The sequence below is a fragment of the Pseudomonas sp. S37 genome (assembly GCF_016658545.1).
Taxonomy (GTDB): Bacteria; Pseudomonadota; Gammaproteobacteria; order Pseudomonadales; family Pseudomonadaceae; genus Aquipseudomonas.
Genome location: NZ_JACVZC010000110.1, coordinates 1 through 22,322, shown reverse-complemented (window position 1 = coordinate 22,322; position 22,322 = coordinate 1). Strand labels below are relative to the sequence as shown.

At 61.4% G+C, this 22,322-nt stretch carries 24 protein-coding genes, 1 tRNA gene and 1 pseudogene; 12 read left to right on the top strand and 14 right to left on the bottom strand.

What is annotated here, in order from left to right; genetic code table 11:
* Nucleotides 1–59: 59 nt before the first annotated feature.
* Together IAE39_RS24015 and IAE39_RS24010 are read right to left on the bottom strand one after the other, a co-directional pair.
* The gene (locus IAE39_RS24015; RefSeq protein ID WP_201207007.1) at nucleotides 60–245 is read right to left on the bottom strand and encodes a hypothetical protein; all 186 of its coding nucleotides are present in this window, start codon (nucleotides 243–245) and stop codon (nucleotides 60–62) included.
* Between the two features lie 293 nt (nucleotides 246–538).
* Nucleotides 539–1,570 carry an alpha/beta fold hydrolase gene (locus IAE39_RS24010; RefSeq protein ID WP_201207006.1) on the bottom strand — a complete coding sequence of 344 codons (1,032 nt, stop codon included), beginning with the start codon at nucleotides 1,568–1,570 and terminating at the stop codon, nucleotides 539–541.
* 205 nt (nucleotides 1,571–1,775) lie between these two features.
* Here IAE39_RS24010 and IAE39_RS24005 point away from each other — a divergent pair, with 205 nt between their 5' ends.
* The 4 genes from IAE39_RS24005 (at nucleotide 1,776) to IAE39_RS23990 (ending at nucleotide 4,532) form a co-directional block, all read left to right on the top strand.
* On the top strand, nucleotides 1,776–2,129 hold the full coding sequence (locus IAE39_RS24005; RefSeq protein WP_201207005.1) for an SH3 domain-containing protein: 354 nt from the start codon (nucleotides 1,776–1,778) through the stop codon (nucleotides 2,127–2,129).
* A 186-nt stretch (nucleotides 2,130–2,315) separates the two neighbouring features.
* Entirely contained in the window at nucleotides 2,316–2,741 is a 426-nt protein-coding gene (locus IAE39_RS24000) for a DUF892 family protein (protein WP_201207004.1), read from the top strand.
* 37 nt (nucleotides 2,742–2,778) lie between these two features.
* Nucleotides 2,779–3,933: a cyclopropane fatty acyl phospholipid synthase gene (gene cfa, locus IAE39_RS23995; RefSeq protein WP_201207003.1), complete on the top strand. Its 1,155-nt coding sequence runs from the start codon at nucleotides 2,779–2,781 to the stop codon at nucleotides 3,931–3,933.
* A gap of 404 nt (nucleotides 3,934–4,337) precedes the next feature.
* Nucleotides 4,338–4,532: a hypothetical protein gene (locus tag IAE39_RS23990; protein WP_201207002.1), complete on the top strand. Its 195-nt coding sequence runs from the start codon at nucleotides 4,338–4,340 to the stop codon at nucleotides 4,530–4,532.
* A 118-nt stretch (nucleotides 4,533–4,650) separates the two neighbouring features.
* Here IAE39_RS23990 and IAE39_RS23985 read toward each other — a convergent pair whose 3' ends face one another.
* On the bottom strand, nucleotides 4,651–5,568 hold the full coding sequence (locus IAE39_RS23985) for a LysR family transcriptional regulator (protein WP_201207001.1): 918 nt from the start codon (nucleotides 5,566–5,568) through the stop codon (nucleotides 4,651–4,653).
* A 98-nt stretch (nucleotides 5,569–5,666) separates the two neighbouring features.
* On the opposite strand from IAE39_RS23985, the gene IAE39_RS23980 reads away from it, so the two are divergent.
* Entirely contained in the window at nucleotides 5,667–6,428 is a 762-nt protein-coding gene (locus IAE39_RS23980) for a sulfite exporter TauE/SafE family protein (protein ID WP_201207000.1), read from the top strand.
* 1 nt (nucleotide 6,429) lies between these two features.
* On the opposite strand, the gene IAE39_RS23975 is transcribed toward IAE39_RS23980, so the two are convergent.
* The 4 genes from IAE39_RS23975 to IAE39_RS23960 all read right to left on the bottom strand — a co-directional run bounded on the left by IAE39_RS23975 (nucleotide 6,430) and on the right by IAE39_RS23960 (nucleotide 10,760).
* Nucleotides 6,430–7,854 (bottom strand): GGDEF domain-containing protein, encoded by a 1,425-nt coding sequence (locus IAE39_RS23975; protein ID WP_201206999.1) that lies wholly within the window; start codon nucleotides 7,852–7,854, stop codon nucleotides 6,430–6,432.
* Between the two features lie 137 nt (nucleotides 7,855–7,991).
* Complete coding sequence (locus IAE39_RS23970; RefSeq protein ID WP_201206998.1) at nucleotides 7,992–9,821, bottom strand: SLC13 family permease; 1,830 nt, start codon at nucleotides 9,819–9,821, stop codon at nucleotides 7,992–7,994.
* A gap of 288 nt (nucleotides 9,822–10,109) precedes the next feature.
* Nucleotides 10,110–10,502, bottom strand: coding sequence for a glycine zipper domain-containing protein (locus IAE39_RS23965; protein ID WP_016498896.1), 393 nt, complete (start codon nucleotides 10,500–10,502; stop codon nucleotides 10,110–10,112).
* 72 nt (nucleotides 10,503–10,574) lie between these two features.
* Nucleotides 10,575–10,760, bottom strand: coding sequence for a hypothetical protein (locus IAE39_RS23960; protein ID WP_201206997.1), 186 nt, complete (start codon nucleotides 10,758–10,760; stop codon nucleotides 10,575–10,577).
* 224 nt (nucleotides 10,761–10,984) lie between these two features.
* Between IAE39_RS23960 and IAE39_RS23955 the strand changes: the two genes are divergently transcribed.
* Nucleotides 10,985–12,145 carry a GGDEF domain-containing protein gene (locus IAE39_RS23955; protein ID WP_201206996.1) on the top strand — a complete coding sequence of 387 codons (1,161 nt, stop codon included), beginning with the start codon at nucleotides 10,985–10,987 and terminating at the stop codon, nucleotides 12,143–12,145.
* Between the two features lies 1 nt (nucleotide 12,146).
* On the opposite strand, the gene IAE39_RS23950 is transcribed toward IAE39_RS23955, so the two are convergent.
* Nucleotides 12,147–12,437, bottom strand: a complete 291-nt coding sequence (locus tag IAE39_RS23950) for an RcnB family protein (protein WP_201206995.1) — start codon at nucleotides 12,435–12,437, stop codon at nucleotides 12,147–12,149.
* Between the two features lie 117 nt (nucleotides 12,438–12,554).
* On the opposite strand from IAE39_RS23950, the gene IAE39_RS23945 reads away from it, so the two are divergent.
* Nucleotides 12,555–12,905 (top strand): hypothetical protein, encoded by a 351-nt coding sequence (locus tag IAE39_RS23945; RefSeq protein ID WP_201206994.1) that lies wholly within the window; start codon nucleotides 12,555–12,557, stop codon nucleotides 12,903–12,905.
* Between the two features lie 261 nt (nucleotides 12,906–13,166).
* Nucleotides 13,167–13,988, top strand: a complete 822-nt coding sequence (locus IAE39_RS23940; RefSeq protein WP_201206993.1) for a class I SAM-dependent methyltransferase — start codon at nucleotides 13,167–13,169, stop codon at nucleotides 13,986–13,988.
* Here the strand turns inward: IAE39_RS23940 and IAE39_RS23935 are convergent, their stop codons facing one another.
* The 4 genes from IAE39_RS23935 to IAE39_RS23920 all read right to left on the bottom strand — a co-directional run bounded on the left by IAE39_RS23935 (nucleotide 13,989) and on the right by IAE39_RS23920 (nucleotide 17,314).
* Nucleotides 13,989–14,756 carry an SDR family oxidoreductase gene (locus IAE39_RS23935; RefSeq protein WP_201206992.1) on the bottom strand — a complete coding sequence of 256 codons (768 nt, stop codon included), beginning with the start codon at nucleotides 14,754–14,756 and terminating at the stop codon, nucleotides 13,989–13,991. It lies immediately after the preceding gene.
* Nucleotides 14,757–14,792: 36 nt separating this feature from the next.
* The gene (locus IAE39_RS23930) at nucleotides 14,793–15,860 is read right to left on the bottom strand and encodes a phosphotransferase family protein (RefSeq protein ID WP_201206991.1); all 1,068 of its coding nucleotides are present in this window, start codon (nucleotides 15,858–15,860) and stop codon (nucleotides 14,793–14,795) included.
* Nucleotides 15,861–16,228: 368 nt separating this feature from the next.
* On the bottom strand, nucleotides 16,229–16,546 hold the full coding sequence (locus IAE39_RS23925) for an SCP2 sterol-binding domain-containing protein (protein ID WP_172218639.1): 318 nt from the start codon (nucleotides 16,544–16,546) through the stop codon (nucleotides 16,229–16,231).
* Nucleotides 16,547–16,603: 57 nt separating this feature from the next.
* Nucleotides 16,604–17,314 carry a histidine phosphatase family protein gene (locus tag IAE39_RS23920; RefSeq protein WP_201206990.1) on the bottom strand — a complete coding sequence of 237 codons (711 nt, stop codon included), beginning with the start codon at nucleotides 17,312–17,314 and terminating at the stop codon, nucleotides 16,604–16,606.
* Nucleotides 17,315–17,512: 198 nt separating this feature from the next.
* On the opposite strand from IAE39_RS23920, the gene sohB reads away from it, so the two are divergent.
* Nucleotides 17,513–18,538, top strand: coding sequence for a protease SohB (gene sohB, locus IAE39_RS23915; protein ID WP_201206989.1), 1,026 nt, complete (start codon nucleotides 17,513–17,515; stop codon nucleotides 18,536–18,538).
* 154 nt (nucleotides 18,539–18,692) lie between these two features.
* Nucleotides 18,693–18,766, top strand: a tRNA-Cys gene (locus IAE39_RS23910).
* Between the two features lie 97 nt (nucleotides 18,767–18,863).
* On the opposite strand, the pseudogene IAE39_RS23905 reads toward IAE39_RS23910, so the two are convergent.
* Nucleotides 18,864–19,268: pseudogene (locus tag IAE39_RS23905) on the bottom strand (GNAT family N-acetyltransferase); the annotation flags it as partial.
* Nucleotides 19,269–19,283: 15 nt separating this feature from the next.
* Between IAE39_RS23905 and IAE39_RS23900 the strand changes: the two are divergent.
* Nucleotides 19,284–20,140 (top strand): IS5 family transposase gene (locus IAE39_RS23900; RefSeq protein ID WP_201206988.1). Its coding sequence is split into 2 segments (ribosomal slippage): nucleotides 19,284–19,622 and nucleotides 19,625–20,140, totalling 855 coding nucleotides; the frame shifts between segments, so codons are not numbered across the junction.
* Between the two features lie 585 nt (nucleotides 20,141–20,725).
* Here IAE39_RS23900 and IAE39_RS23895 read toward each other — a convergent pair.
* Nucleotides 20,726–21,649, bottom strand: a complete 924-nt coding sequence (locus tag IAE39_RS23895) for a DNA cytosine methyltransferase (RefSeq protein ID WP_201206987.1) — start codon at nucleotides 21,647–21,649, stop codon at nucleotides 20,726–20,728.
* A 51-nt stretch (nucleotides 21,650–21,700) separates the two neighbouring features.
* Between IAE39_RS23895 and IAE39_RS23890 the strand changes: the two genes are divergently transcribed.
* Nucleotides 21,701–22,264: a hypothetical protein gene (locus IAE39_RS23890; protein ID WP_201206986.1), complete on the top strand. Its 564-nt coding sequence runs from the start codon at nucleotides 21,701–21,703 to the stop codon at nucleotides 22,262–22,264.
* Nucleotides 22,265–22,322: the final 58 nt, after the last annotated feature.

Here is a 22,322-nt window from a genome sequence, read left to right as displayed (position 1 = left end):
TAGGAGCGGCTTTAGCCGCGAACACCGGCGCAGCCGGTGCCATGCACCGCCATCATCCCTTACTGCAGGGTCTGCGGCTGCATACCCTCCGGCAACTGCCGCAACGCCGCCTCCAGCCTGGCAATCGGCCCCGCCAGCTGGTCCGCTTCCTTGTCCTTGCCCTCACTTCTCAGGCGATCACGCTCAACCCGCAGGTTAAGCAAGTTTTTCTGCAGTTTCAGGGCCGAGCTATTGAACGGGTCCATGCCTTTCTCACGCTGTGGGCCTCCGTGCCGTTGTAGGAAAAATGGACCGTAACAGCTCGAATTTACTGGAGAAACTGATGTTTCATACAGGTAAATGCCACTTCTTCGATTATTCCTACGCTGCGCGGTAAAAGGTCCTACAAGCTGCGTTTCAAATCGTGTCCTTCAAACCGGCTGCAACCCCGCGTGGTGACTGCTCGCAATGGGTTATTGGCCAGGCAGGCCGTTGACTGGCTTGCATCCAGGGCCTGCTGTGGGTTTGGAAATCTTAAGTAGCAATTGCCTGCTCCTGCCTAGAGGTGATCCGCATCCACCACCGCCTGGGCAAACGCCTGTGGTGCTTCCTGCGGCAGGTTATGGCCAACCCCGCCAGTGATCAGGCGGTACTGGTATTTGCCGGTAAAGCGCTGCGCATACGCTTCTGCCGGTGGGTGCGGCGCACCGTTGGCATCGCCCTCCAGCGTGATGGTGGGTACGGCGATGGCAGGGAACTTGGCCAGCTTCGCCTCCAGCGCGTCGTAGCGCGTTTCACCCTGGGCCAGGCCCAGCCGCCAGCGGTAGTTGTGCACGGTTATCGCCACCTGGTCCGGGTTGTCCAGGGCCTGGGCGCTGCGCTCGAAGGTAGCGTCGTCAAAGGCCCACTTGGGCGAGGCGGTTTGCCAGATCAGCTTGGCGAAGGCGTGGCGGTTCTGCTCGTAGCCAGCCTGGCCGCGCGGTGTGGCGAAATAGTACTGGTACCACCATTGCAGCTCGGCGCTGGGTGGCAGTGGTGCCTTGGCCGCTTCCTGGCTGCTGATCAGGTAACCGCTGACCGATACCAGCGCCTTGACCCGCTCGGGCCACAGTGCCGAGATGATATCGGCGGTACGTGCGCCCCAGTCGAAGCCGGCCAGCACAGCGTGCTGGACATGCAATGCGTCCATGAAGGCGATGACATCGCTGGCCAGCGCCGTGGGTTGGGCGTTGCGTGGGGTTTGCGCCGACAGGAAGCGGGTTTGCCCGTAGCCGCGCACGTAGGGCACTAATACCCGGTAACCTTTTGCCGCCAGGGCGGGTGCAACTTCTTCAAAGCTGTGAATGTCATAGGGCCAGCCATGCAGCAGGATTACCACCGGGCCGTCGGCCGGGCCTTGCTCCACATAGGCCACATCGAGCACGCCCGCGTTGATGTGTTTCAACGGGCCGAAGTTATCTGCCGCTACTGTTGCCATTTGCGGCTTTTGAGGTGCTGCGGTGGCGATGTTTGTAGCCATCAGGCCAAGCGGTAGCAGGGCGCAGGCGAGCAGGGTGCGGCTGAAACGGGTGGTCGAGTGGCGGGCAGGCATCGGACATCTCCTTGGCAAAGCCAGCGGTTCGGGTTGGTGGATGCCAGTAAAGTCGACGGCTGTATCGCCGATATGTCTGATTAGCCAGTTAGGCGCGTTCTTGTGTATCAGTGCTCACTTTCTACACATAACGATACAAACACCGGGCAATGGCGGCTTTGCCGCTACTGCCAGGGTCGTAGGTTTTCCGGCCAAGGAGAGGCCCATGCATTACGTTGTGATCGAACCCCACCGCAGTGAATACCCACGGCCCATCCGCTTCGCCAAGGGCACTTTGCTGGATATCGGCCCGCGCTACGAAGGCGAGCCCGGCTGGCAGGACTGGTACCTGTGCAGTTGCACCGGCCAGGAACCCGGCTGGGTACCGGCGCAACTGATCGAGCGACTTGGCGTGTGCCAGGGCAGGGCGCTGGACCATTACTGTGCACACGAACTGGACGCCGACCCAGGGCAGCTGGTGCAGATGGTGCGCCCGCTGAATGGCTGGGTCTGGTGCCGGCGCCATGGCAATGGCGAACTGGGCTGGTTGCCGGCGGAAAAACTTCAGCAATTGAGCTGAGCCGTACCGTTGGCTCGCTTAACGGTAGCGCAGTTAACTGCAAAAAAATTGCAGTTAACGCCATGAGCTTTGGGTTGTATTCAGTTTGTTGCACTCAAAGCCCATTTAATTTCAATTATTTTCAGCGCGTGAGGGCTCTAAGCTCCTTCCGTCGCCGCGTTCCAGAGCGGCTTCAGGAGTTTTCCCATGTCGCACGCTTGTGAAGTACCGACCCTGGCTCAATCCCCCGCCGACGACCTGATCGACTGGCTGCGCATGCTGATGCGTGCCGAGCGAGCGGGTGCACGGCTGATGCTCGACAGTGCCCGCGAAACCGATGACCCGGCGTTGCTGCAACGCCTGGAGCAACTGCACCACGGCGAAGCGGAAAGCTGTCGACGCCTGCGCCACTGCCTGGAACGTCTCGATGCCAAGCCAGGCGGTGGTATTGGCGAGTTCTACGCCAAGGCCATGACCATCAGCGATTTGCCCCAGCGTCTGCAGTTTATTGCCCGTGGCCAGCGCTGGGTCGCCCGCCAACTCGAAGCCCGTTTGCCACAGATTGAGCAGCCATGGCTGCGCAAGGAACTGGAAGTGGTGCTGCAACTGCACCAAGGGCCGCAGCACGACTGATTGCGCGCCCGCTCTCCAATATCGACAAGGACACACCATGCCTTCCGAGCTTTCCAATTCGCTGTGCGACCCCGCACAGGACAACCGCAGCACCCGTTTTGCCCGCACACTGCTGGCCCAGGCCGAGCTTGGCCTGGAAGGCGAGATGCCATGGGACATGCAATTGCACGATGCCGACGTCCCCCGACGCGCTTTGGCCCAAGGTAATCTTGGCCTGGGCGAGGCCTACATGGATGGCGCCTGGGACTGTGAGCAACTGGACGAGTTTTTCAGCCGCTTGCTGCGCGCCCAGGTACCCGACCAGGTCAACCCTTCAGCGCTGGTCTGGCATGCGCTACAGGCGCGTCTGCTGAACAGGCAGACGGCACAGCGTGCCTGGACGGTGGGCGAGCGCCACTACGATTTGGGCAATGACTTCTACGCGGCCATGCTCGATCCGCGCATGGTCTACACCTGTGGTTACTGGCAAGGGGCCGACAACCTGGCGCAGGCCCAGGTGGCCAAGCTCGACCTGATCTGCCGCAAGCTTGGCCTGCAGCCGGGCATGCGCGTGCTCGACATCGGTTGTGGCTGGGGCAGTTTCATGGGATATGCCGCCGAACATTACGGGGTCGAATGTGTAGGGGTGACCATTTCCCGCGAGCAGTGCGAATGGGCGCAGAAGCGTTACAAGGGCTTGCCGCTGGAGTTTCGCCTGCAGGACTACCGTGAGCTGGACGAGCGCTTCGACCGGATCGTCAGCATCGGCATGTTCGAGCATGTGGGGCGCAAGAACCATCGCACCTTCATGGAGGTGGCCGCGCGCTGCCTGGATGACCAAGGCCTGCTGTTGCTGCACACCATCGGCAAGAACCGCCGGCGCGACGTGCCAGACCGCTGGATCGACAAATACATTTTCCCCAATGGCGACCTGCCCTCGATCGGCCAGATCGGCGATGCCGCCGATGGCTTGCTGGTGGTGGAAGATCTGCACAACTTTGGCGCCGACTACGACCGTACGCTGATGGCCTGGCACGCCAACTTCGAGGCGCACTGGCAGTTGTTTGCCAACGAACTGGGTGAGCGCTTCCGGCGTATGTGGCGTTACTACCTGTTGTCCTGTGCCGGCGCTTTTCGCGCGCGAGACATTCAGTTGTGGCAGTGGGTGCTGTCGCGGGGCGGCGTGGTGGGGGGGTACAACCGGGTAAGCTGAGGTCAGGTAGAGCGCTCCCGCAAGGCTCATCTGATCCGCTTTTTTTCCACCAACCTGAATCTGTAACCGTATCAGCCCAAGTCGGACAATATGCCCATTCCCGCATCACAACTGTAGAGGTTCCAATGGGCAAGCTGTCGCTGTTCCTGGGTGGTTTTCTGCTGCTGACGATTCTGATCGGTCTTCTTGGCACCATTCCGCCAAGTTGAGTTCACCTGCATTTTTCCCGCGCGGCCCGTCTACTTCAACGACGGGCCCAATTTCTTGGCAAATAGCCAGTATTTTCCCGCTTTGCACCGCTGGACCAGCGGTAGCTGCAAGTCATTCTCAAGTGTAAAAGCCTCGTGTAGTCTCCCGCCGCCGTTCATTCGGGCCGGCCTTTTTACCTTGGAGTCGACACATTAATGGAATGCAAGAAAGGCACTTCAGCCATGCTGGAGTGGCGTAGCCGTTTTCTCGCCGAGGGTACGCTTGATGAGCAGGGCTATGACCAGGCACTGCGCAACGCCGAGGCGCTGGAGCAAGCCGGGGTGATCAGTACGCTGGAGTGGATCGAGTTGGTCAGGCTGGCCAATACGGCACTCCTGCTTGTGCGATAAGTTGTTCTTTGCGCTGGGAATTCTGTCCACAAAAAACGTGGGTAGGTCTGTGGATAAAGTGCTGCAAGCCAAGCCTATAGCGGGCTCTGTTGAATTGAGCAGAAATTGAACAGCCGTTTCAAGGGCTGTTGCGGTGGGCCATACCAGCGTGGCGCAGGGCTGCCAACAAGTCACGTACCCGCGCCGGCAGTTCGCCTGCAGCGTACACAGCATGCATCTGCGGGGCCTGGCCGCTGCTGGAGGTCAGGCGGTATTGCGGGCATACCCGCACCAGGCGCCCGGCCTTCACCTGCGGGTCACCAACCCAGGCTGCCAGGCGGGCGATACCGGCCCCGGCCAAGGTGCAGTGGTACACCGCAGCGCCCGAGCCCAGGCGCAGCCCGGGCCTGGGGCGCAGGCTGGTGATCTGCCCGTCGCGGCAGAAGTGCCAGGCTTTGAGGATGCGGGGCGCGGTGTGCAGGATCAGCGTATGCCCCTCAAGGTCTTCCGGGTGTTGCGGCGTGCCGGCCTGGGCCAGGTAGGCCGGGCTGGCATACAGGTAGCGCTGGTAGGGCCACAACGGGTAGCCGATCAGCTCGCTCGACTGCGGGAAGGCACCGCGCACCACGAAATCGAGTTTGCCTTGCAGCGGGTCCAGGGCTTCGTCGCTGTACTGCACGTCTAGCGTCACCTGGGGGTGGCAACGGGAAAACGCCGTAAGCACTTGCGGCAGTACATGTTCAGCGAGCAGTTGTGGCACGGCAAAGCGAATCCAGCCTTGTGCGCTACCGCTGAGTGCGGCCAGTTCATCGGCAGCATCGCGTTGCACATCCAGCAAGCGTTCGGCGTGGGGCAGCAAGCGTTCGCCCGCTTCGGTCAGCGTCACGGCGCTAGCGTTGCGGTTAAGCAGTTTGCTCCCGGTGTTGTCTTCCAGCGTTTGTACCGCGCGGGTTACTGCGCTAGGTGAGCGCCCCAGCGCGCGGGCGGCGGCGACAAAGCTGCGTTTGTGCGCCACGCTGACGAACGCCTGTATTTCCCGCAGCATGTCCAACGCCATTGCCTGTTCCTCGTTGCAGTTTTTGCAATATGGCATTTCAACACAAGCGCACCAGTTTGATTAGCCTTGCAGGCGTCTTCACTGCCTGGAACCGCGTCATGATGGATATTGCTGTACTTTCTGTGTTCGCCTTTGCCGCTGGCCTGATCGACGCCGCCGTTGGGGGTGGCGGGCTGATCCAGATCCCGGCGCTGTTCAACGTGCTGCCCACGGCGCAACCGGCGGCATTGCTTGGCAGCAACAAACTGGCGTCGGTGTGTGGCACGGCCTTCGCGGCGCGTTCGTTCATTCGCAAGGTGACGCTGGACTGGGGCTTGATCGTGCCGGCGGCGCTCAGTGCCTTTGTCATGTCCTTTGCCGGCGCCGCCACGGTGTCGCTGGTGCCGCCCAGTGTGATGCGCCCGGCAGTGCTGGTGCTGATTGTGCTGATGGCTGTCTATACGTTCTGCAAGAAGGACTTCGGCACCCTGCACAAGCCTGCGCAGATCGGCCGCAAGGAGCAGTGCCTGGCGGTGCTGATCGGTGGCGCGATCGGCTTTTACGATGGCCTGTTCGGGCCGGGCACCGGCAGCTTCCTGATCTTCCTGTTCATCCGCTTCTTTGCCCTGGACTTCCTGCATGCTTCGGCTTCGGCCAAGGTGGTGAACATTGCCACCAACCTGGCGGCACTGGTGTTTTTCGTGCCGACCGGCAACGTGCTGTACGCCATTGCCTTGCCCATGGCGGTGTGCAACATCCTCGGGGCACTGACCGGCACCTGGCTGGCGGTACGCAAGGGGGCCGGTTTCGTGCGCGGGCTGTTCCTGGTGTTGTTGTGCGTGCTGATCGCCAAGCTGTCGTGGGACTTGCTGGCCGGCTAGTTCAGATCACCCGGCGCTGTGGCTCGGCTTGCTCGACGCGGTTGCGGCCCTGGGCCTTGGCCCGGTACAGCGCCTGGTCGGCACTTGCCAGCAATACGTCCAGGCTGGGCGCCGGCATGTCGGCGTCGCAGCCGGCCAAGCCGATACTCACGGTAATCTGCAGGCGCTGGTCAGCCTGTACCACATGCAGGTCCTGCACGGCGCGGCGCAGGCGCTCGGCGGTGAACTTGGCCCGCTCCGGTGCCAGGCCGGCAAGGACCACGACGAATTCTTCGCCGCCCAGTCGCGCGAACAGCTCATTGTTGTGCAACTGGTCATGCAGGGTGCTGGCGAACTGGCGCAATACCTGATCACCGACCGCATGGCCATGGGCGTCGTTGATCAGCTTGAAATGGTCGATGTCCAGCATCATCAGGGTCAGTGGCAGTGCCTGGGCGTGCTGCTGGCGGCTGTCCAGCAGCGCGTTGGCACGGCGGGTGAAGGCGCTGCGGGTGAGTGCGCCGGTGAGGTGGTCGATGGTGGCCTGGTGCGCCAGGCGGGCCATGAGGCTACGGTTGGCCTGGCTGACGCAGGCCACCACCAACGGCCCTAGCACCAGCATGGCGATGCCCAGGCGTGCCGACATCAGTGTGGTCACCCCAGGCTCGCTTTGCGGCACGATAAAGTGCATGAGGTTTTGTGCCACGGCCACGATCAGGGTGCTGCCGGCGGTGAGTGTCAGCAGCGAAACCATGAACGGTGAGTAGGTCCAGGCACACCAGAGCAAGGCGGCAATCGGAAACGCAATTGCGCCGGGGCCACCGAATGCGATGCTGAGCGCCAGTGAGGCCAGCAGCACCAACAGCGGCGCCAGGCGGATGGGCTGGGCGCCACCGCGTATCAGAGCCCGCACCGAGGGTGCTGTGAGCAGCACCGGCATTACCAGCACGCTGGTCGAAAACTGTTCGCTGAACCACGCCAGCCAGGTAGCGCTCAGGGACTGTTCGAACCACGGCGCGGCCATGACCGACGCCATGCTGGCCGCCACCATGGCGCCGGCGGCACAGGCCGCGAACACGCTGAGTACGCCGTGTGGGGTGCGCATGCGACGGTGAACCCGCGGCAAGCGTGACAGCAATTGCCAAAGGGTCACCACCACACCCAGGTTGCACAGGTTGAACCACAGTGCCGGTACCCAGGCGCTGCCGCATAGCAAGTCGGCACCGATCATGGCCAGCCATACCAGGCTGAAGCCGGCCAGCGTGGCTTGGCGGGGGTACCGCAACAGAATCCCGGCCAGTACCGCATTCACCGGCCAGAACAACGACAACGACTCGATCGGGCGTGCCAGGATGCCGCCCAGGGTGAGGCCGAAGGTCAGCCCAAGCAGGACAACATAAGGCAACAAGCGCGATTGGGCTGGAAAAACCATGGGCTCGACCGGCAAGCGGAAACGAAATCCAGGACAACGCCTTGAAGCACCTGGGGCAATGGCAAGCAGTGTGTTTCGTCAGAGTAGTTGATGTCAATCTGCCGCGATCGGTCGAGATAATGCAAATTTGCCTTTACTGATGGCGAATGGCGCTACAGGCCGAAGAACCATGGCACCATCAATACTGTCACCAGCATCACCAGCAGCGTGAACGGCACGCCAACTTTGACGAAGTCGGCGAAGCGGTATTGTCCCGGCCCCAGTACCAGCGTGTTGACCGGGGATGACACTGGCGTCATGAATGCTGCCGAAGCCGCCAGCGCCACGGTCATGGCGAACGGGTAGGGTGACATGCCCAGTTGCGCTGCTGTACTGACCGCCACGGGCGCCATCAGCACGGCAGTCGCGGTGTTGGATATGAACAGGCCGATCACTGCCGTTACGGCGAACAGGCAGGCAAGCATGGCAATCGGGCCGGCACCCCCCAGCACACTGACCAGCCCACCCACTGCCAGGTCGATGCCGCCGGTTTTCTGCAGTGCCTGGGCAAACGGCAGCATGCCGACGATCAGCACCAGGCTTTGCCAGTGGATGGCCCGGTAGGCGCTGTTCATGTCGATGCAGCGGCCTGCGCCCATCAGCAGGCAACCGATCAGTGCCGCGATGACATTGGGGACCGCGCCGCTGACCATCAGCCCGACCATCACCGCCAGGCTGAGCAGCGCCTGCGGCGCGCGGGTACGGGCTGGGGCCACCTGGTCGATTTCTGCTGGCAGGCTCAGTACCAGGAAGTCCTTGGGTTTGCTTTGCAACAGGCGTACTGCCTTCCACGGGCCGACCACCAGCAGGGTGTCGCCCAGGCGCAGCTTTTCTTCCACCAGCTGTTCTTCGATGGCCGCCTGCTCGCGGCGCAGGCCGACCACGTTGAGGTCGTAGCGGGTGCGGAACGCCAGTTCGAGAATGCTCTTGCCGATCAGCTGCGAGCCTGGTGGCAGCGACACCTCGGCCATGCCCAGCTCCTGGGACTGATCAATGAAATAGGCGGCCTTGAAGTGCAGCGGTTCCAGCTGCATGGTCTGGCACAGGTTGCGCAGGTCGTCGCGGTTGGCGAACAGGTCGAGCAGCAGCACGTCGCCCTGGTGCAGCACGGTGCTGGAGTCAGCCGTGATCACCCGGGTAGTGAACTTGTGCTGGCGCTCGATGCCGATCACGTTGGCGCCGTGACGGGTACGCAGCTCCAGCTCGCCAAGGGTGTGGCCGACCAGGGGTGATTGAGGGCGGATGCGCAGGCGCCGTTCGCGGCCATTGAGCTTGTAGTCGAGCACCAGGTCCAGCAGGGTGCGGCGGCTTTCCACGCGGCCGTCCTTGCGTACTTCGCCGTTGAGCCACTTGCGGGTCAGCAGCATGTAGCCGATGCCCAGCACCAGCACCACCATGCCGAACGGGGTGAAACTGAAGAAGCTGAAGCCAGCGAGGCCATGGCGTACCAGCTCACTGTGCACCACCACGTTGGGCGGTGTGGCGACCAGGCTGAGCATGCCGCTGATCAGGCCGGCGAAGGCCAATGGCATCATCAGGCGGCTGGGGGACAGTTGCAGGCGGGCGGCGATGCTCAGTACCACCGGGATGAAAATGGCCACCACACCGGTAGAGCTCATGATCGAGCCCAGCCCGGCCACCGACACCATCAACAGCACCAGCAGGCGTGCCTCGCTGTTGCCGGCCCGCTCGCTCATCCACTCACCGATGCGGTAGGCAATGCCGGTGCGCACCAGGCCTTCGCCGATCACGAACAGGGCGGCGATCAGCACCACGTTGGGGTCGCTGAAACCGGCCAGGGCCTGCTCCACGGTGAGGATGCCGAGTAGCGGCAGGGCAAGAATCACCAGCAGCGCGACCACGTCCATGCGTGGGCGGTTGATGACGAAAAGGACGACGACAATGGCCAGCAGGCCGAGGACCCAGAGCAGCTCTTGGTTCATGGGGAGGGGGTGTTCCTTCACACGGGGGCACGATAGACAGTAGCAGCCAGTGTGCCAGCTTGTGCTGAAGGGGGTGTTGATGTGCTGCAGGTTTTGCATCGTTGGGCGGCAGTCGGGCCCGCTGTAGGAGCGGCCTCGTGTCGCGATCGGGCTGCGTAGCAGCCCCAGGATGTTGTGCCTCTGCAAAGATCGTTGGGGCTGCTGCGCAGCCCGATCGCGACACGAGGCCGCTCCTACATCGATCGCGCAGGAAGGCCCATCGGCTGATGGGCCTTTCAGGTCACCGAATCAGTGACGGTGACGGCGGTGCTTCTTGCTGCCGCGGTTGTCGTCGCCCAGGTGGTTGCCCAGGGCTCCACCGGCCGCGCCGCCCAGGCCGGCACCTACGGTCGAACCGGTCTTGCCGCCGACCGCGCCGCCCAGCAGCGAGCCGCCGGCTGAGCCCAGGCCACCGCCGATGGCGGCTTCGGTACGGTTGCCCTTGCGTGCGCCAACCGCACTGCCGGCCGCGCCGCCAACGCCAGCACCAATGGCTGCGCCGGTCTTGCCGCCGAGTTGTTGACCAACAACGTTGCCCAGGACACCACCCAGGCCACCGCCAATGGCGGCAGTACCGTCACCGGCGAAAGCGCCCTGGCACAGCAGCAGGCCGAGGGCAAGGGAAGGCAGAGTCAGACGCATGATACGAACCTCAAGAAATCATCGGGTTAAGGTGCCGCGCAACGGGCGGCGGGTCAGGGCTGAAAAGACGCTTCAGCGGTAGTAACGGTCACCGCGGTATTGACGATCGTCGTCATCGTCGCGGTCGTGCCGATGGTGGTGGCGATGGTCACGGTCGCGGTCACGCCAGCCATCGTCGTCGTCATGGTAGCGATGGCTATGGCAACCTGCGGTCAGCAGGACAACGGCAACCAGCGAAAGGCTTGCAAGACGGGTCATAAAAAGGTAGGTCCTTGATACGCATAGGTTTACGGCGCACCTTCTGAGACTGGGATCGATCCATTTGGTTTCCCGGACGGGCAAAAAATTGTGCCGCCCGCGATGAGCGGCGTGCTTGCCGGATGCTGTTCTGTCCCGTTCGGTCATGGCCGAACGGCCGCTACAGCCCTAAACTGCTGGGCAAGCCGCAGCCAAGACGGCAATCTGCCACACAGTGAATCATGATGATCGCGCACACCCCCACGTTGTTCGCCGCTGTTGCCCTGGTTGCCACCATCCTGGCGTTCTGCCTGTTGCTGGTCGGGCGCAGCAACCGGCGTGACAACCTGATGCTCACCGGTTGTGGGCTGCTGGTGCATGCCCTGGCTTACGTTTGCTACACCGTCTACACCGAGGCGCCGCTGTGGCTCAGTTATGGCCTGGGCAACAGCTTGCTGTCACTGGCCCTGGCTTTCTATACGGCCAGCCTGTTCCGGGTGCGTGAGCAGGTGGTGCCCTGGCGGGTCATCTTCGTTATCCCGGCGTGCATGCTGGTGGGGCTGATGCTGCTGCTCGACACGCTGGAACCGCGCATGCTGCTGGCGACGCTGGTGCTGATGTTGCAGTGCTCGCTGATCCTGTACTGGGCGTGGCGCCATGCCGAGCGGCCGGGCAGGGCCCACCTGCTGCTGGAGATTGGCGCGCTGATCAGCCTGGTCGGCCTGGGCATGCGCGTGGTGGCGGTGGCCAACGGCACGGCGGTGGAGATGCGTTACGACACTAGCAACCTGAAACAGAGTATTTCCGTGGCAATCGGCACCGCCACGGTAATGATGTATTCGATCGGCCTGGTGCTGATGGCCAAGGAACGCAGCGAGTCGCGCCTGCAGCACCTGGCCCTGCATGATGTGCTGACCGGTACCTACAACCGCCGGGCGATTGTCGAGCGCTTCGCCGTCGAGCTGGACCGGGCGCGGGAGCAGCAGGCCAGCCTGGCGGTGGCGATGATCGATATCGACCATTTCAAACGCATCAACGACCTGTATGGGCATCTGGCCGGCGACGAAGTGCTGTGCCACTGCGTGCGCCAGCTGCAGCAGCGCCTGCGCCAGGGTGACAGCCTTGGGCGTTACGGCGGCGAGGAATTCCTGCTGCTGTTGCCTGGCACCGACCGCAACGGCGCGATGGCGGCCCTGCAAGGGCTGCGCGAGGCCATTGCGCGCAGCCCGGCACGTTTTGCCGGTGACCAGATCGAACTGCGTTTCAGCGTCGGCCTGTGGTGCGGCGTGCCGGGCGCGAAAGACAGTACCGCCAGCGTGTTGGCCCAGGCCGATGCGGCGCTTTATCAGGCCAAGGCCGCCGGGCGCAATACCGTGCACATGGCGGCGCGGGTCGAGGTGGATTGAGTCAGGACGCCGGCTGGATGGCCAGTACCACGCCGTTGGTGATTTGTATCAGCACATAGTGGTCGCCCATGCGCACCCAGTGGCTTTCCTTTTCTGGCGCGGGCAGGCCTTTGGCTTGCCAGTCCTTGATGGTCTGGTCGTCGCGCTTGTACTGGTCCGGGGCCTTGTCACCCACTTTCAGTTCGCGGTTGTGGGTTTCCGGGGCGGTGATGCTTTCTTCGCTGGACGGTGCGGCGGTGGCGGCCAATGGCAGGCAGGGCAGGGCGGCGAATAGCAGATAGTGCAGTTTCATGAGGTACTCCTTGTGGCTGCATGTCTTGTCTGCGACAACGGCAGGTGCGTGACAATTCACTCGCGATGCCTGCCAGTGCTAGAGTCGCGTTCTTTTTGAATACCCTGAGGATGGAACATGCGTGCGATTCTGCCGATGGCCGCGGCGCTGATGCTGGTCGGTTGTGCTTCTGCGACCATGGAAACTGCACGCGGCGGCAAGCCGACTGCGCAGCTCGACTCGCAGAAGGCACCCGAGCTGGTGGCCCAGTGCATCCAGTTCAGCTGGCAGGAAGAGAAGGTGTTTGGCGACGACGCCAGTGGCTACCTGGAGCCGCGCAAGCAGGGTGGGTTGACGGTGTATACCCGTGAGGCCGAGTCGTTTGTGGATGTGTATCCGCAGGCGGGTGGTACGCGGGTGGATTACTACGCGCAGAAGAACGACGGGGTGGCGCTGCAGCGCCGGGCAGCGGCGGCTACCTGCCTGTAACGGCCTTGTGTTGCCTGTGCTGGCCTCATCGCCGGCAAGCCGGCTCCCACAGGTTTTGCATTTTGCATAGGGCCTGAAGCAACGCGACCTTTGTGGGAGCGGGTTCACCCGCGAACACGGGCGAAGCCCGTGCCATGCACCGAGTGGCCGGTACGGGCCCCCACAGTGGTCGCGTGAGCTTACAATTTTTAGCAAGGTAGTGCTGTCGTGAGGGGCGCGGCGAAAGCTAGCATCAGCCGCTTACCCCACAAGGACGACACCATGGACCGCTCCCTGCAACTCAACCGTGCCAGCTGGGATGAACGCGCCCCGCTGCACGCTGCTTCCAAGGACTACGAAGTCGAGCAACTGGTCCGCAACCGCGCTCACCTTTCCGAAACCGTGCGCTTCGACCTGCCATTGCTTGGCAGTATCGACGGGCTCAACACCGTTCATTTGCAGTGCCACATCGGTACCGACACCCTCTCGCTGGCACGCCTCGGCGCCAAGGTTTGCGGGCTGGACTATTCCGCCGCTTCACTGGCCGAAGCGCGGGCATTGGCCGAGCGTTGCGGCGCACCTATCGAGTATGTCGAGTCCGACGTGTATGCCGCTGACCAGGTGCTGCCGGCAGGCACCTTCGACCTGGTCTACACCGGCATTGGCGCACTTTGCTGGTTACCCCGCATCGAGCCTTGGGCACGCACTGTCGCAGCCCTGCTGAAACCGGGCGGGCGGTTGTTCCTGCGCGATGGTCACCCGATGTTGATGGCCGTCAACGAGGACCATGAAGACCGCCTGCAGCTGGAATACCCGTATTTCGAGCACGAACAGCCGACGGTATGGCACAACGACCAGACCTACGTCGAAACCGACCAGCGCCTGGCCCACACTGAAACCCACGAGTGGAACCACGGCCTGGGCGAGGTGATCAGCGCCTTGCTGGCCCACGGCCTGCAGCTGACCGCGCTGGTCGAGCACCAGAGCATCCCCTGGGAGGCGCTGCCGGGGCAGATGGTCAAGGGCGACGACGGTGAGTATCGCCTGCGCGAACAGCCCGCACGCCTGCCCCTGAGCTACACCCTGGTGGCGCTCAAGGCCTGATCAGGACAGGAAGCCACCGTCGACATTGAGCGCGGTGCCGGTGGTGTAGCTGGAGGCATCGCTGGCCAGGTACAGCACCGCGCCGGCCATTTCCTTGGGGTCGGCCACGCGCTTGAGCGGAATCTGCTGCAGGGCGGCGTTGAGGATGGCGTCGTTCTTCACCAGTGCCGAGGCGAACTTGGTGTCGGTAAGGCCCGGCAACAGTGCGTTGCAGCGGATACCAAACTGGGCGCATTCCTTGGCGAACACTTTGGTCATGTTGATGACTGCGGCCTTGGTGACCGAGTAGATGCCTTGGAACAGCCCGGGCGAAACCCCGTTGATCGACGCCACATTGATGATGCTGCCGCCGCCATGCTCGCGCATCAGCTTGCCGGCTTCCACCGACATGAAGAAGTAACCCCGGATGTTCACGTCGACAGTTTTCTGGAAGGCGCCCGGGTCGGTGTCCAGCACGTTGCAGAACTGCGGGTTGGTGGCGGCATTGTTGACCAGTACGTCCAGGCGCCCGAATTGTTCACGGATGCCGGCGAACACCTGCTGGATCTGCTCCAGCTCACCAATGTGGCAGGCCACCGCCGTGGCTTTGCCGCCAGCCGCGACGATGGCGTCGGCCACCTGCTGGCAACCGTCAAGCTTACGGCTGGAAACGATCACATGGGCACCTTGCTGCGCCAGCAAATGGGCGATGGCCTCGCCAATGCCACGGCTGGCGCCGGAAACGAAGGCGATCTTGCCGTCGAGGTCGAACAGGTGGGTCTTGGACATGCTGTTTTCCTTGTTATCCGTCGTCGTGGGCAATGCTCAGAGGCTGGACTTGGCAATGACCTGCAGGGTCATCTGCTCCAGCAAGCGGTTCATGTGAATGAACTGGGCGAAACGCTTGTCCTGGGTCTGGCCGTGGTAATAGCGGTAGTAGATTTGCTGGACGATACCGGCCAGGCGGAACAGGCCATAGCAATAGTAGTAATCGAAGTTGTCCAGGCGAATGCCGGCGCGCTCGGCGTAGTAGTCGACGAACTGACGGCGGCTGAGCATGCCCGGCGCATTGCTCGGCTGGCGGCGCATCAGTTGCACCGGCGCCGGGTCGTGGGCTTCGATCCAGTAGGCCAGGCTGTTGCCCAGGTCCATCAGTGGGTCACCCAAGGTGGCCATTTCCCAGTCCAGCACGCCGATGATGCGCATGGGGTTGTCGGCGTCGAGGATCACGTTGTCGAAGCGGTAGTCGTTGTGCACGATGCCGGGCCGCGGGTGGTCGGCGGGCATTTTCTTGTGAAGCCAGGCGGTTACCTGCTCCCAGCGCGGTGCGTCCGGGGTAAGGGCCTTTTCATAGCGGCTGGTCCAGCCCTCGACCTGGCGCTGCACATAGCCTTCTGGCTTGCCCAGGTCGGCCAGGCCGCAGGCGTTGTAGTCCACCTGGTGCAGCTCTACCAGGCGATCGATGAAGCTTTTGCACAGGGCTTGGGTACGTTCAGCGTCAAGGTTCAGTTCAGCCGGGATGTCCGAGCGCAGGATGATGCCCTTGACCCGTTCCATCACATAGAACTCGCCGCCGATCAGGCTGCTGTCGGTGCAGTGTACGTAGGCTTTAGGGCAGTAGGGGAAGCCACTGTTCAACTGGTTGAGAATGCGAAACTCGCGGCCCATGTCGTGGGCTGACTTGGCCTTTTGCCCGAAAGGCGGGCGGCGCAGCACAAAACCGCGACCTGGGTAGCTGACCAGGTAAGTGAGGTTGGAGGCGCCACCAGGGAACTGGCTGATGCTCGGCAGGCCTTCCAGGCCGGGGATGTTGGCCTTGAGGTAAGGGTCGATGACGGCCGCGTCGAGTTCTTCGCCGGGGCGTACCTGGGTGGACTGGTCGGTGAGCGTCATGCGGTTTCCTTATTCTCGATCGCAAGGACTATTGGCTAATCTAATGGCCTGCCGAGGTTGGAACAAGCGTGCCAAGTGCCATATAGGTGAGGGTGTTGCTGTACGATCAACTGGCTTGATAGGGCCTGCCGGGCCTTATGGAAGCTACTGTCCTGCACAATATCGAAAAGCTGGTGCGATCCCTGTGGGAGCGGCTTTAGCCGCGAACACCGGCGAAGCCGGTGCCATAAACCGCGTCTCCCCTTTCGCGGGTGAACCCGCTCCCACAAGGCTTCCGTGGAAGCCAGTTGAATTGAATAAGCACACAGGCAAAAAAAAACCGAAGCCGGTCAGGCTTCGGTTTTTCGATCATCCGGCTTTCCCAGCCCTCAGGACGGGAACAGCTCGCTGAGCTTCATCGACAGCATCATGTCGCCTTCAACGCGCAGCTTGCCGCCCATGAAGGCCTGCATGCCGTCGGTTTCGCCGCTGACGATGCCCTTCAGGGTTTCGCTGTCCATTACCAGGGTGCAGTTGGCGTCCGGGTTCTCGCCTTCCTGCAGGTCGCAGGTACCGTCCTTGACGATCAGTGCGTACTTCTTGCCTTCGTCGGTGATGTCGAAGCCGAACACCAGGTCCAGGCCGGCGGCAGCGGATGGGTTGAACTTCTCTTGCATCTTTTTGACGGCATCAGCTACGGAGGTCATGGCGCATTCCTTATAGAGTGATTTACACGTCCCCGCAGGGACACAAACTAGCCGGGCTTATCGGTAGGTGACAAGCTCCGGCGCCCTCAACAGCTGCACATGGGCCTGGCTGTTGAAGGAAGCCAGTGCCACGTCGCGGCCGCGGAACTTCAGCTGGCTGAGCGACGTGTTGATGATCTGCCAGTTCAGCGCGAACGCCTGACCGGGGGTAATACGGGTAACCAGGTGGAGCAGGGCGGCAATGGTACCGCCCGAGGTAAAAATGGCGACATTGTCGCCGCTGCCGGCGGCATCCAGCACGCGCTGCAGGCCACCGTGTACACGGGCAGTAAAGGCCTGCCAGGTTTCCAAGCCGTCGTCGGCATGCTCGCCATCGTGCCAGCGCTGCACCATCAGCGCGAACAGGCGCTGGAACTCGCTGCGGTGTTGGGCCGGGTTACGCAGCACCTGCAGGGCATCGGGTTCTTGCGGCAGCAGGCCGGGCAACAGGGCACGGATCACACCGTCGGCATCGAACTCATTGAACGCCTTGTCGGTCTCAACAGCCGGCACCGCACTGCCACTGGCCTGCAGCGCCTGTAGCGCCAGGCGCGCGGTATCCTGTTGGCGGCGCAAGTCGCCGGCCACGCAGCGGTCCAGCCGTACACCGAGCTGGGCCAGGTGCTCACCCAGCGCCTGGCTCTGGCGCACACCCACGGGCGAGAGGACGTCGTAGTCATCGGCACCGAAGGAGGCTTGGCCATGTCGGATCAGGTAGAGGTTGCCCACGAAAGGTTCCGGCCTGTTGGAGGTTGCTGCGAGGTTAGGATGCGGCACACGGGCTGTCAACGAAAAAACATACAAGCGTTTGAAAAGGTTGTTTGAAAGATGTTGCCAGCGTTTGCACCGGCTGGCAGCACGTCAGACGCAACGGTATGCTTGCAGCAGTTACGCGCCGAAGTGGCGCAGGCATTTTAAGGAGTCAACGTGGAGTTTCTTGCCGAATACGCAAGCTTTCTCGCCAAAACCGCCACCCTGGTTATCGCCATTCTGGTGGTGCTGTCAGCCATCGCCGGCCTGCGTGGCAAAGGGCGGCGCAAATCGGGTGGGCAATTGCAGGTCACCCGCCTGAACGAGTTCTACAAGGACCTGCGCGAGCGCCTGGAGTCCGGCTTGCTCGACAAAGCCCAGCTCAAAGCCCTGCGCAAGCAGCAGGCCAAGACCGAAAAGCAGCAGAAGAAGGGCAAGGGCAAGGCCGATGAGAAAGGCCGGGTGTTCGTGCTGGACTTCGATGGCGACATCAAGGCCTCGGCCACCGAAAGCCTGCGCAACGAAATCACCGCGCTGCTGACCCTCGCGACCCCGCGTGACGAAGTGGTCTTGCGCCTGGAAAGCGGCGGCGGCCTCGTGCACAGCTACGGCCTGGCCGCCTCGCAACTGGCGCGCATTCGCCAGGCGGGCATTCCGCTGACCGTGTGCATCGACAAGGTCGCGGCCAGCGGTGGTTACATGATGGCCTGTATCGGCGAGAAGATCGTCAGCGCGCCGTTCGCCGTGCTGGGCTCGATCGGCGTGGTAGCCCAGCTACCCAACGTCAACCGCCTCCTGAAGAAGCACGACATCGACTTCGAAGTGCTGACCGCTGGCGAATACAAGCGCACCTTGACCGTGTTTGGCGAAAACACCGAGAAGGGCCGGGAGAAGTTCCAGGAAGACCTGGACATCACTCACCAGCTGTTCAAGGACTTCGTCGCCCGCTACCGCCCACAGCTGCACATCGACGAAGTGGCTACCGGCGAAGTGTGGCTAGGTGTGGCGGCGCTCAACCGCAAGCTGGTGGACGAACTGCAGACCAGTGACGAGTACCTGAGCGAGCGCGCGCGCAATGCCAACCTGTTCCACCTGCACTATGCCGAGCGCAAGAGCCTGCAGGAGCGCATCGGCGTCGCCGCCAGTGGCGCGGTGGAGAACACGGTGGTGGGTTTGTGGAGTAAACTCGGTCGCCTGCGCTAACACCTTGAACCCGTTGAAATTTTTTTTCGTTCAGGGGGTTGCAAGGTTAAAAGAATGAAGACATAATGGCGCCCATCGAAACGCAGCAAACTTTGAAAAAGGTTCAGCGTTTCAAGGAGATAGCAAAGCGCAAGCAGCTAGATCCGACCTTTGAGGCCGAGTAGCAAAGTGGTTATGCTCCGGATTGCAAATCCGTCTACGCCGGTTCGATTCCGACCTCGGCCTCCACCATTCGAAAGCCCCGCAGATTAACGTCTGCGGGGTTTTTATTTGCGGGTTAAAAATGCCAAGCGCTCCGAAACCAAAGGCTTGAGTTTCCGAAACTTCAGCCTTTCGAGGGCTTGGCGCTGGCGCCGTCCGGGTTGAAGGCCATCTCTAACCAGTCAGCACGCGTCATCTCCCATATTTCGACCTCCATCGGTCCAGATACAAAATCGCCTGCCCGCACCTCTACCAAGCGCATGCCCTCATGCTCCGAGATCTTGCGAGATGCGTTGTTGGCAATCGCTTTGGGAGCCCGCATGACCGGACGCGACAACGTCTCGAACCAATAGGCATTGATAATCCGGCATGCCTCACGCATGTAGCCCTTTCCCCACCACTGCGGTGCGAGCCAGAAGCCCCTGTTGTTACCAGGCTGGTCATACAAACTAGGCTCTGTACGAAATCCCGAGAAACCCAATCGCCGCGCCTCGGGAGCTGAGATTTTGTAGAGTGCCCGCCATCTACGGAAAGGAATTCTGTGATGGCAAAGCGTTACGAACTCTCGGACGAGGCCTGGGATGTGGTCTCCGATCTCTTCATCGAAACCCATGGCCGCGGCCGGCCGCGCCTGAGCGACCGCCTGATGCTCGATGGCGTGCTCTGGGTGCTCGGCTCGGGGGCTGCGTGGCGAGATATGGCATACCGATTTGGCCCGTGGTCAACGGTGTATCAACGGTTCCGAGGTTGGCGAAACCAAGGGACATTCGATCAGATGTTCAAACGCTTGCAGCTCAGGCTGAATGACAAGGGCCTGATTGATCTGCAAACCTGGATGATCGATTCGACCGCAGTACGTGCAACCCGAGCCTCATCTGGCGCTCGGAAAAAAGGGGGCCTGACGAACCTGCCGATCACGCTTTAGGTCGCAGTCGCGGTGGCCTGACCACCAAAATTCACATGCCCTGCGATGCCAACGGGACACCGTTGCGCTTCCTTCTCTCTGGCGGTCAAGCCAGTGATATCAGCTACGCCCAGCCTCTCCTGGACGAAGTCAGCATTCCATCCAGCCAACGTGGTCGCCCGCGTAAACGCTGTAAATGGCTGCTGGCCGACAAGGGCTACGACGCCGAAGCGCTACGCCGCTACTGCGATCAATATCGAATGCAGCCCGTCATCCCGCTGCGCTCAATGAAGCGCAAACCCAAGCCTGGCTTACCCAGGCTGTTCGATCGGCCTAAATACCGACAGAGCAACATCATCGAACGCATGTTTGGCTGGCTGAAAGAGAACCGCAGGATCGTGACACGCTTCGACAAGCTGGCGAAAAGTTATGCCGCCATGGTCTCACTGGCTTGTTCAATACGGTGTTTGCGACATCTCTTTTCGTACAGAGCCTAGAACAGTGTATTTTTCCCAAAAAAACGAAGAGGTTTTGGGACTTGATTAAGTTGATAAATAGAAGAATGGCAACGATTTGGATATGGATACTCATTATTTTGAGCAGCTCAAGTTGGGTGCTAGTTGGTTCTGTTGGGTGCTGGGTCGAACATAAGTGGCTCCCCGCTGATAGCGCTGGATGGGCTCAGGCTGTCGGTGTGATATTGGGTATATTCGTGGCGATATTGGTCCCTGCCATTCAGGACGTGAAGAGATTTTACGAGCCAGAACGAAGCGCATCGGGTTCGGTGCCACTTAAATCGATCGGTGATCCGATTTGGCATGATATGAAACATTGCGCTTCGATGCTTCATGAAGTTCCTGTAACTGCCCTGTCAACTGAGATGGTTGAGCATATGGTTTTGATTCGACATATGCCAACTATGGTGAATACATTAGCGGGAATGGCAGCTGTCTGCCTTTGAGTCCTGAAGACTTGCTTTTTGTTAAGAATGAGATAGGGAACAAGCTTAGGCTGATCACCGTTATTAAAAAGGAAATAGATGATATTGAACTGGAGGTGCACAAAAAATCTAGTCGATACGGCTAGATTGAGTTCATGAGGGCTTCGATTATGCGCTGACCTGCCAGCGGCGGTACCGCGTTGCCGGCCATATGCATGGTCAGCCGGTGGTTGTCCGGCCGCAGGGTGTCAGCAGGGAACGACATGGCGGCCAGGGCCTCGCTGGCGCTGAGCATCCGCATGCGGTCGCCGTCGACCAAGGCCCAGCGGTCCAGGGTGGTGATGGTGCCGATCGGCCGGTTGATGTCGCGACCGGTGGTTCCGGAGCCTTTGCCGTAGTAAGGCATGATAAACCGGTCGCCAAAGCGCTGGCGGCCATTGCGCACCCTGTTGAGCGTGGCCTGGGCTCGGCCTGGCTTATCGATCTGCGACCAGCGCCCAGAGTCGAAGTCGAGGAAGCTGGCGGCTGGCACATGCCGTTCCTGCGGCAGCTGCAGCATCAGTGGTGCCTTGCTGCGGGTCAGTACCATGAACAGGCGCACCCGGTGCTGTGGCACGCCGAGGTCGGCGCAGTCGACGATATGCGGTGCCGCCTGGTACCCCAGCGCCTGCACGGCCTGGAGCCAAGCAGCGTAGAGCACCCAGTCGGTGAACTCCGGTACGTTCTCGATCACTGCTGCCTGCGGTCGGTGAAACTCCAGAGCCGATACCGGCGCCCAGGCCGTCGACCGCGATGCGTCGTGTTCCGGGTTTCCCGACTTCTTACCGCGGGCTTTGGCGTGGCCCTGGCAGGAGGGCGAGGCCAGCAGGATGTCGTGTGCCGGCACCTGCTCCCAGCGGGCCTGGTGCAAGTCCTGGCAAACGTGCTGCGTGTCAGGGTGGTTGGCGCTGTGCCATTCAACGGCCACCGGCCAGTGGTTTGCCGCCCAGAGAACCTGGACGCCTGCGTCGCGCGCGCTGGTGCTCCATCCGCCGAGGCCGGCGAACAGGTCGATTGCTGTGGTCATGGATATCTCGCGTATATTACGTTCAAACCTAAAGATTGAGGGCACGAACGAGTGTCGAATTTAGATATGTGTGTAGAAGCCCTGCAGCGTTCCGACGAGAAAAGTCGCCTTCAACGGGCGCACCGGATGGTCGCCATTTCGCATTTCATTCAACCGGCAAGCTACGTTGGTATTGACGAGCCTTTGGCCATGATGGAGGACGCGAAATCGGCTTACATATCTGGTGCTTTCCTGGCCTCGATGGCTTCAGCGATGAGTAGCATTGAACACATGCTGCTCACTGAAATAGCTGAGCGTGGAATCAAGAAACACAAAAAAGTAGCCGTTGATTCGGCGTCAAAAGCGGTTACTTGCTTACGCGACCTGACCACGGGGCAAGAGGTGCTTTTGGATAAGGTGGACGAGCTGAATAAGATCCGGAACGCCTACATTCACCCTTATCCAGAGGGCAATCCGCGTAGGAGGATTAATCGCGCTGATTGCTTGGGTGTGTCAGCTATAGAGGTTTCAGAGAAGGATGCTTTCGAGGCGATCAAAGCTATGTACCAGGTCTTCGATTTGACTCTCAGCGATGTCTCGGATGAAGAGTGGATGAAAACAGCGGGAGAATGCTGAGCATCACTAGGTTCTGTCTGAAAAAAGCCGTCGCATACACCGCATGACACAAGCCAGC

Excerpts from the sequence above, each read along its gene's own strand:
- IAE39_RS24015 (WP_201207007.1), bottom strand. The coding sequence starts at position 245 with ATGGACCCGTTCAATAGCTCGGCCCTGAAACTGCAGAAAAACTTGCTT.
- IAE39_RS24010 (WP_201207006.1), bottom strand. The coding sequence starts at position 1,570 with ATGCCTGCCCGCCACTCGACCACCCGTTTCAGCCGCACCCTGCTCGCC.
- IAE39_RS24005 (WP_201207005.1), top strand. The coding sequence starts at position 1,776 with ATGCATTACGTTGTGATCGAACCCCACCGCAGTGAATACCCACGGCCC.
- IAE39_RS24000 (WP_201207004.1), top strand. The coding sequence starts at position 2,316 with ATGTCGCACGCTTGTGAAGTACCGACCCTGGCTCAATCCCCCGCCGAC.
- cfa (WP_201207003.1), top strand. The coding sequence starts at position 2,779 with ATGCCTTCCGAGCTTTCCAATTCGCTGTGCGACCCCGCACAGGACAAC.
- IAE39_RS23990 (WP_201207002.1), top strand. The coding sequence starts at position 4,338 with ATGGAATGCAAGAAAGGCACTTCAGCCATGCTGGAGTGGCGTAGCCGT.
- IAE39_RS23985 (WP_201207001.1), bottom strand. The coding sequence starts at position 5,568 with ATGGCGTTGGACATGCTGCGGGAAATACAGGCGTTCGTCAGCGTGGCG.
- IAE39_RS23980 (WP_201207000.1), top strand. The coding sequence starts at position 5,667 with ATGATGGATATTGCTGTACTTTCTGTGTTCGCCTTTGCCGCTGGCCTG.
- IAE39_RS23970 (WP_201206998.1), bottom strand. The coding sequence starts at position 9,821 with ATGAACCAAGAGCTGCTCTGGGTCCTCGGCCTGCTGGCCATTGTCGTC.
- IAE39_RS23965 (WP_016498896.1), bottom strand. The coding sequence starts at position 10,502 with ATGCGTCTGACTCTGCCTTCCCTTGCCCTCGGCCTGCTGCTGTGCCAG.
- IAE39_RS23960 (WP_201206997.1), bottom strand. The coding sequence starts at position 10,760 with ATGACCCGTCTTGCAAGCCTTTCGCTGGTTGCCGTTGTCCTGCTGACC.
- IAE39_RS23955 (WP_201206996.1), top strand. The coding sequence starts at position 10,985 with ATGATCGCGCACACCCCCACGTTGTTCGCCGCTGTTGCCCTGGTTGCC.
- IAE39_RS23950 (WP_201206995.1), bottom strand. The coding sequence starts at position 12,437 with ATGAAACTGCACTATCTGCTATTCGCCGCCCTGCCCTGCCTGCCATTG.
- IAE39_RS23945 (WP_201206994.1), top strand. The coding sequence starts at position 12,555 with ATGCGTGCGATTCTGCCGATGGCCGCGGCGCTGATGCTGGTCGGTTGT.
- IAE39_RS23940 (WP_201206993.1), top strand. The coding sequence starts at position 13,167 with ATGGACCGCTCCCTGCAACTCAACCGTGCCAGCTGGGATGAACGCGCC.
- IAE39_RS23935 (WP_201206992.1), bottom strand. The coding sequence starts at position 14,756 with ATGTCCAAGACCCACCTGTTCGACCTCGACGGCAAGATCGCCTTCGTT.
- IAE39_RS23930 (WP_201206991.1), bottom strand. The coding sequence starts at position 15,860 with ATGACGCTCACCGACCAGTCCACCCAGGTACGCCCCGGCGAAGAACTC.
- IAE39_RS23925 (WP_172218639.1), bottom strand. The coding sequence starts at position 16,546 with ATGACCTCCGTAGCTGATGCCGTCAAAAAGATGCAAGAGAAGTTCAAC.
- IAE39_RS23895 (WP_201206987.1), bottom strand. The coding sequence starts at position 21,649 with ATGACCACAGCAATCGACCTGTTCGCCGGCCTCGGCGGATGGAGCACC.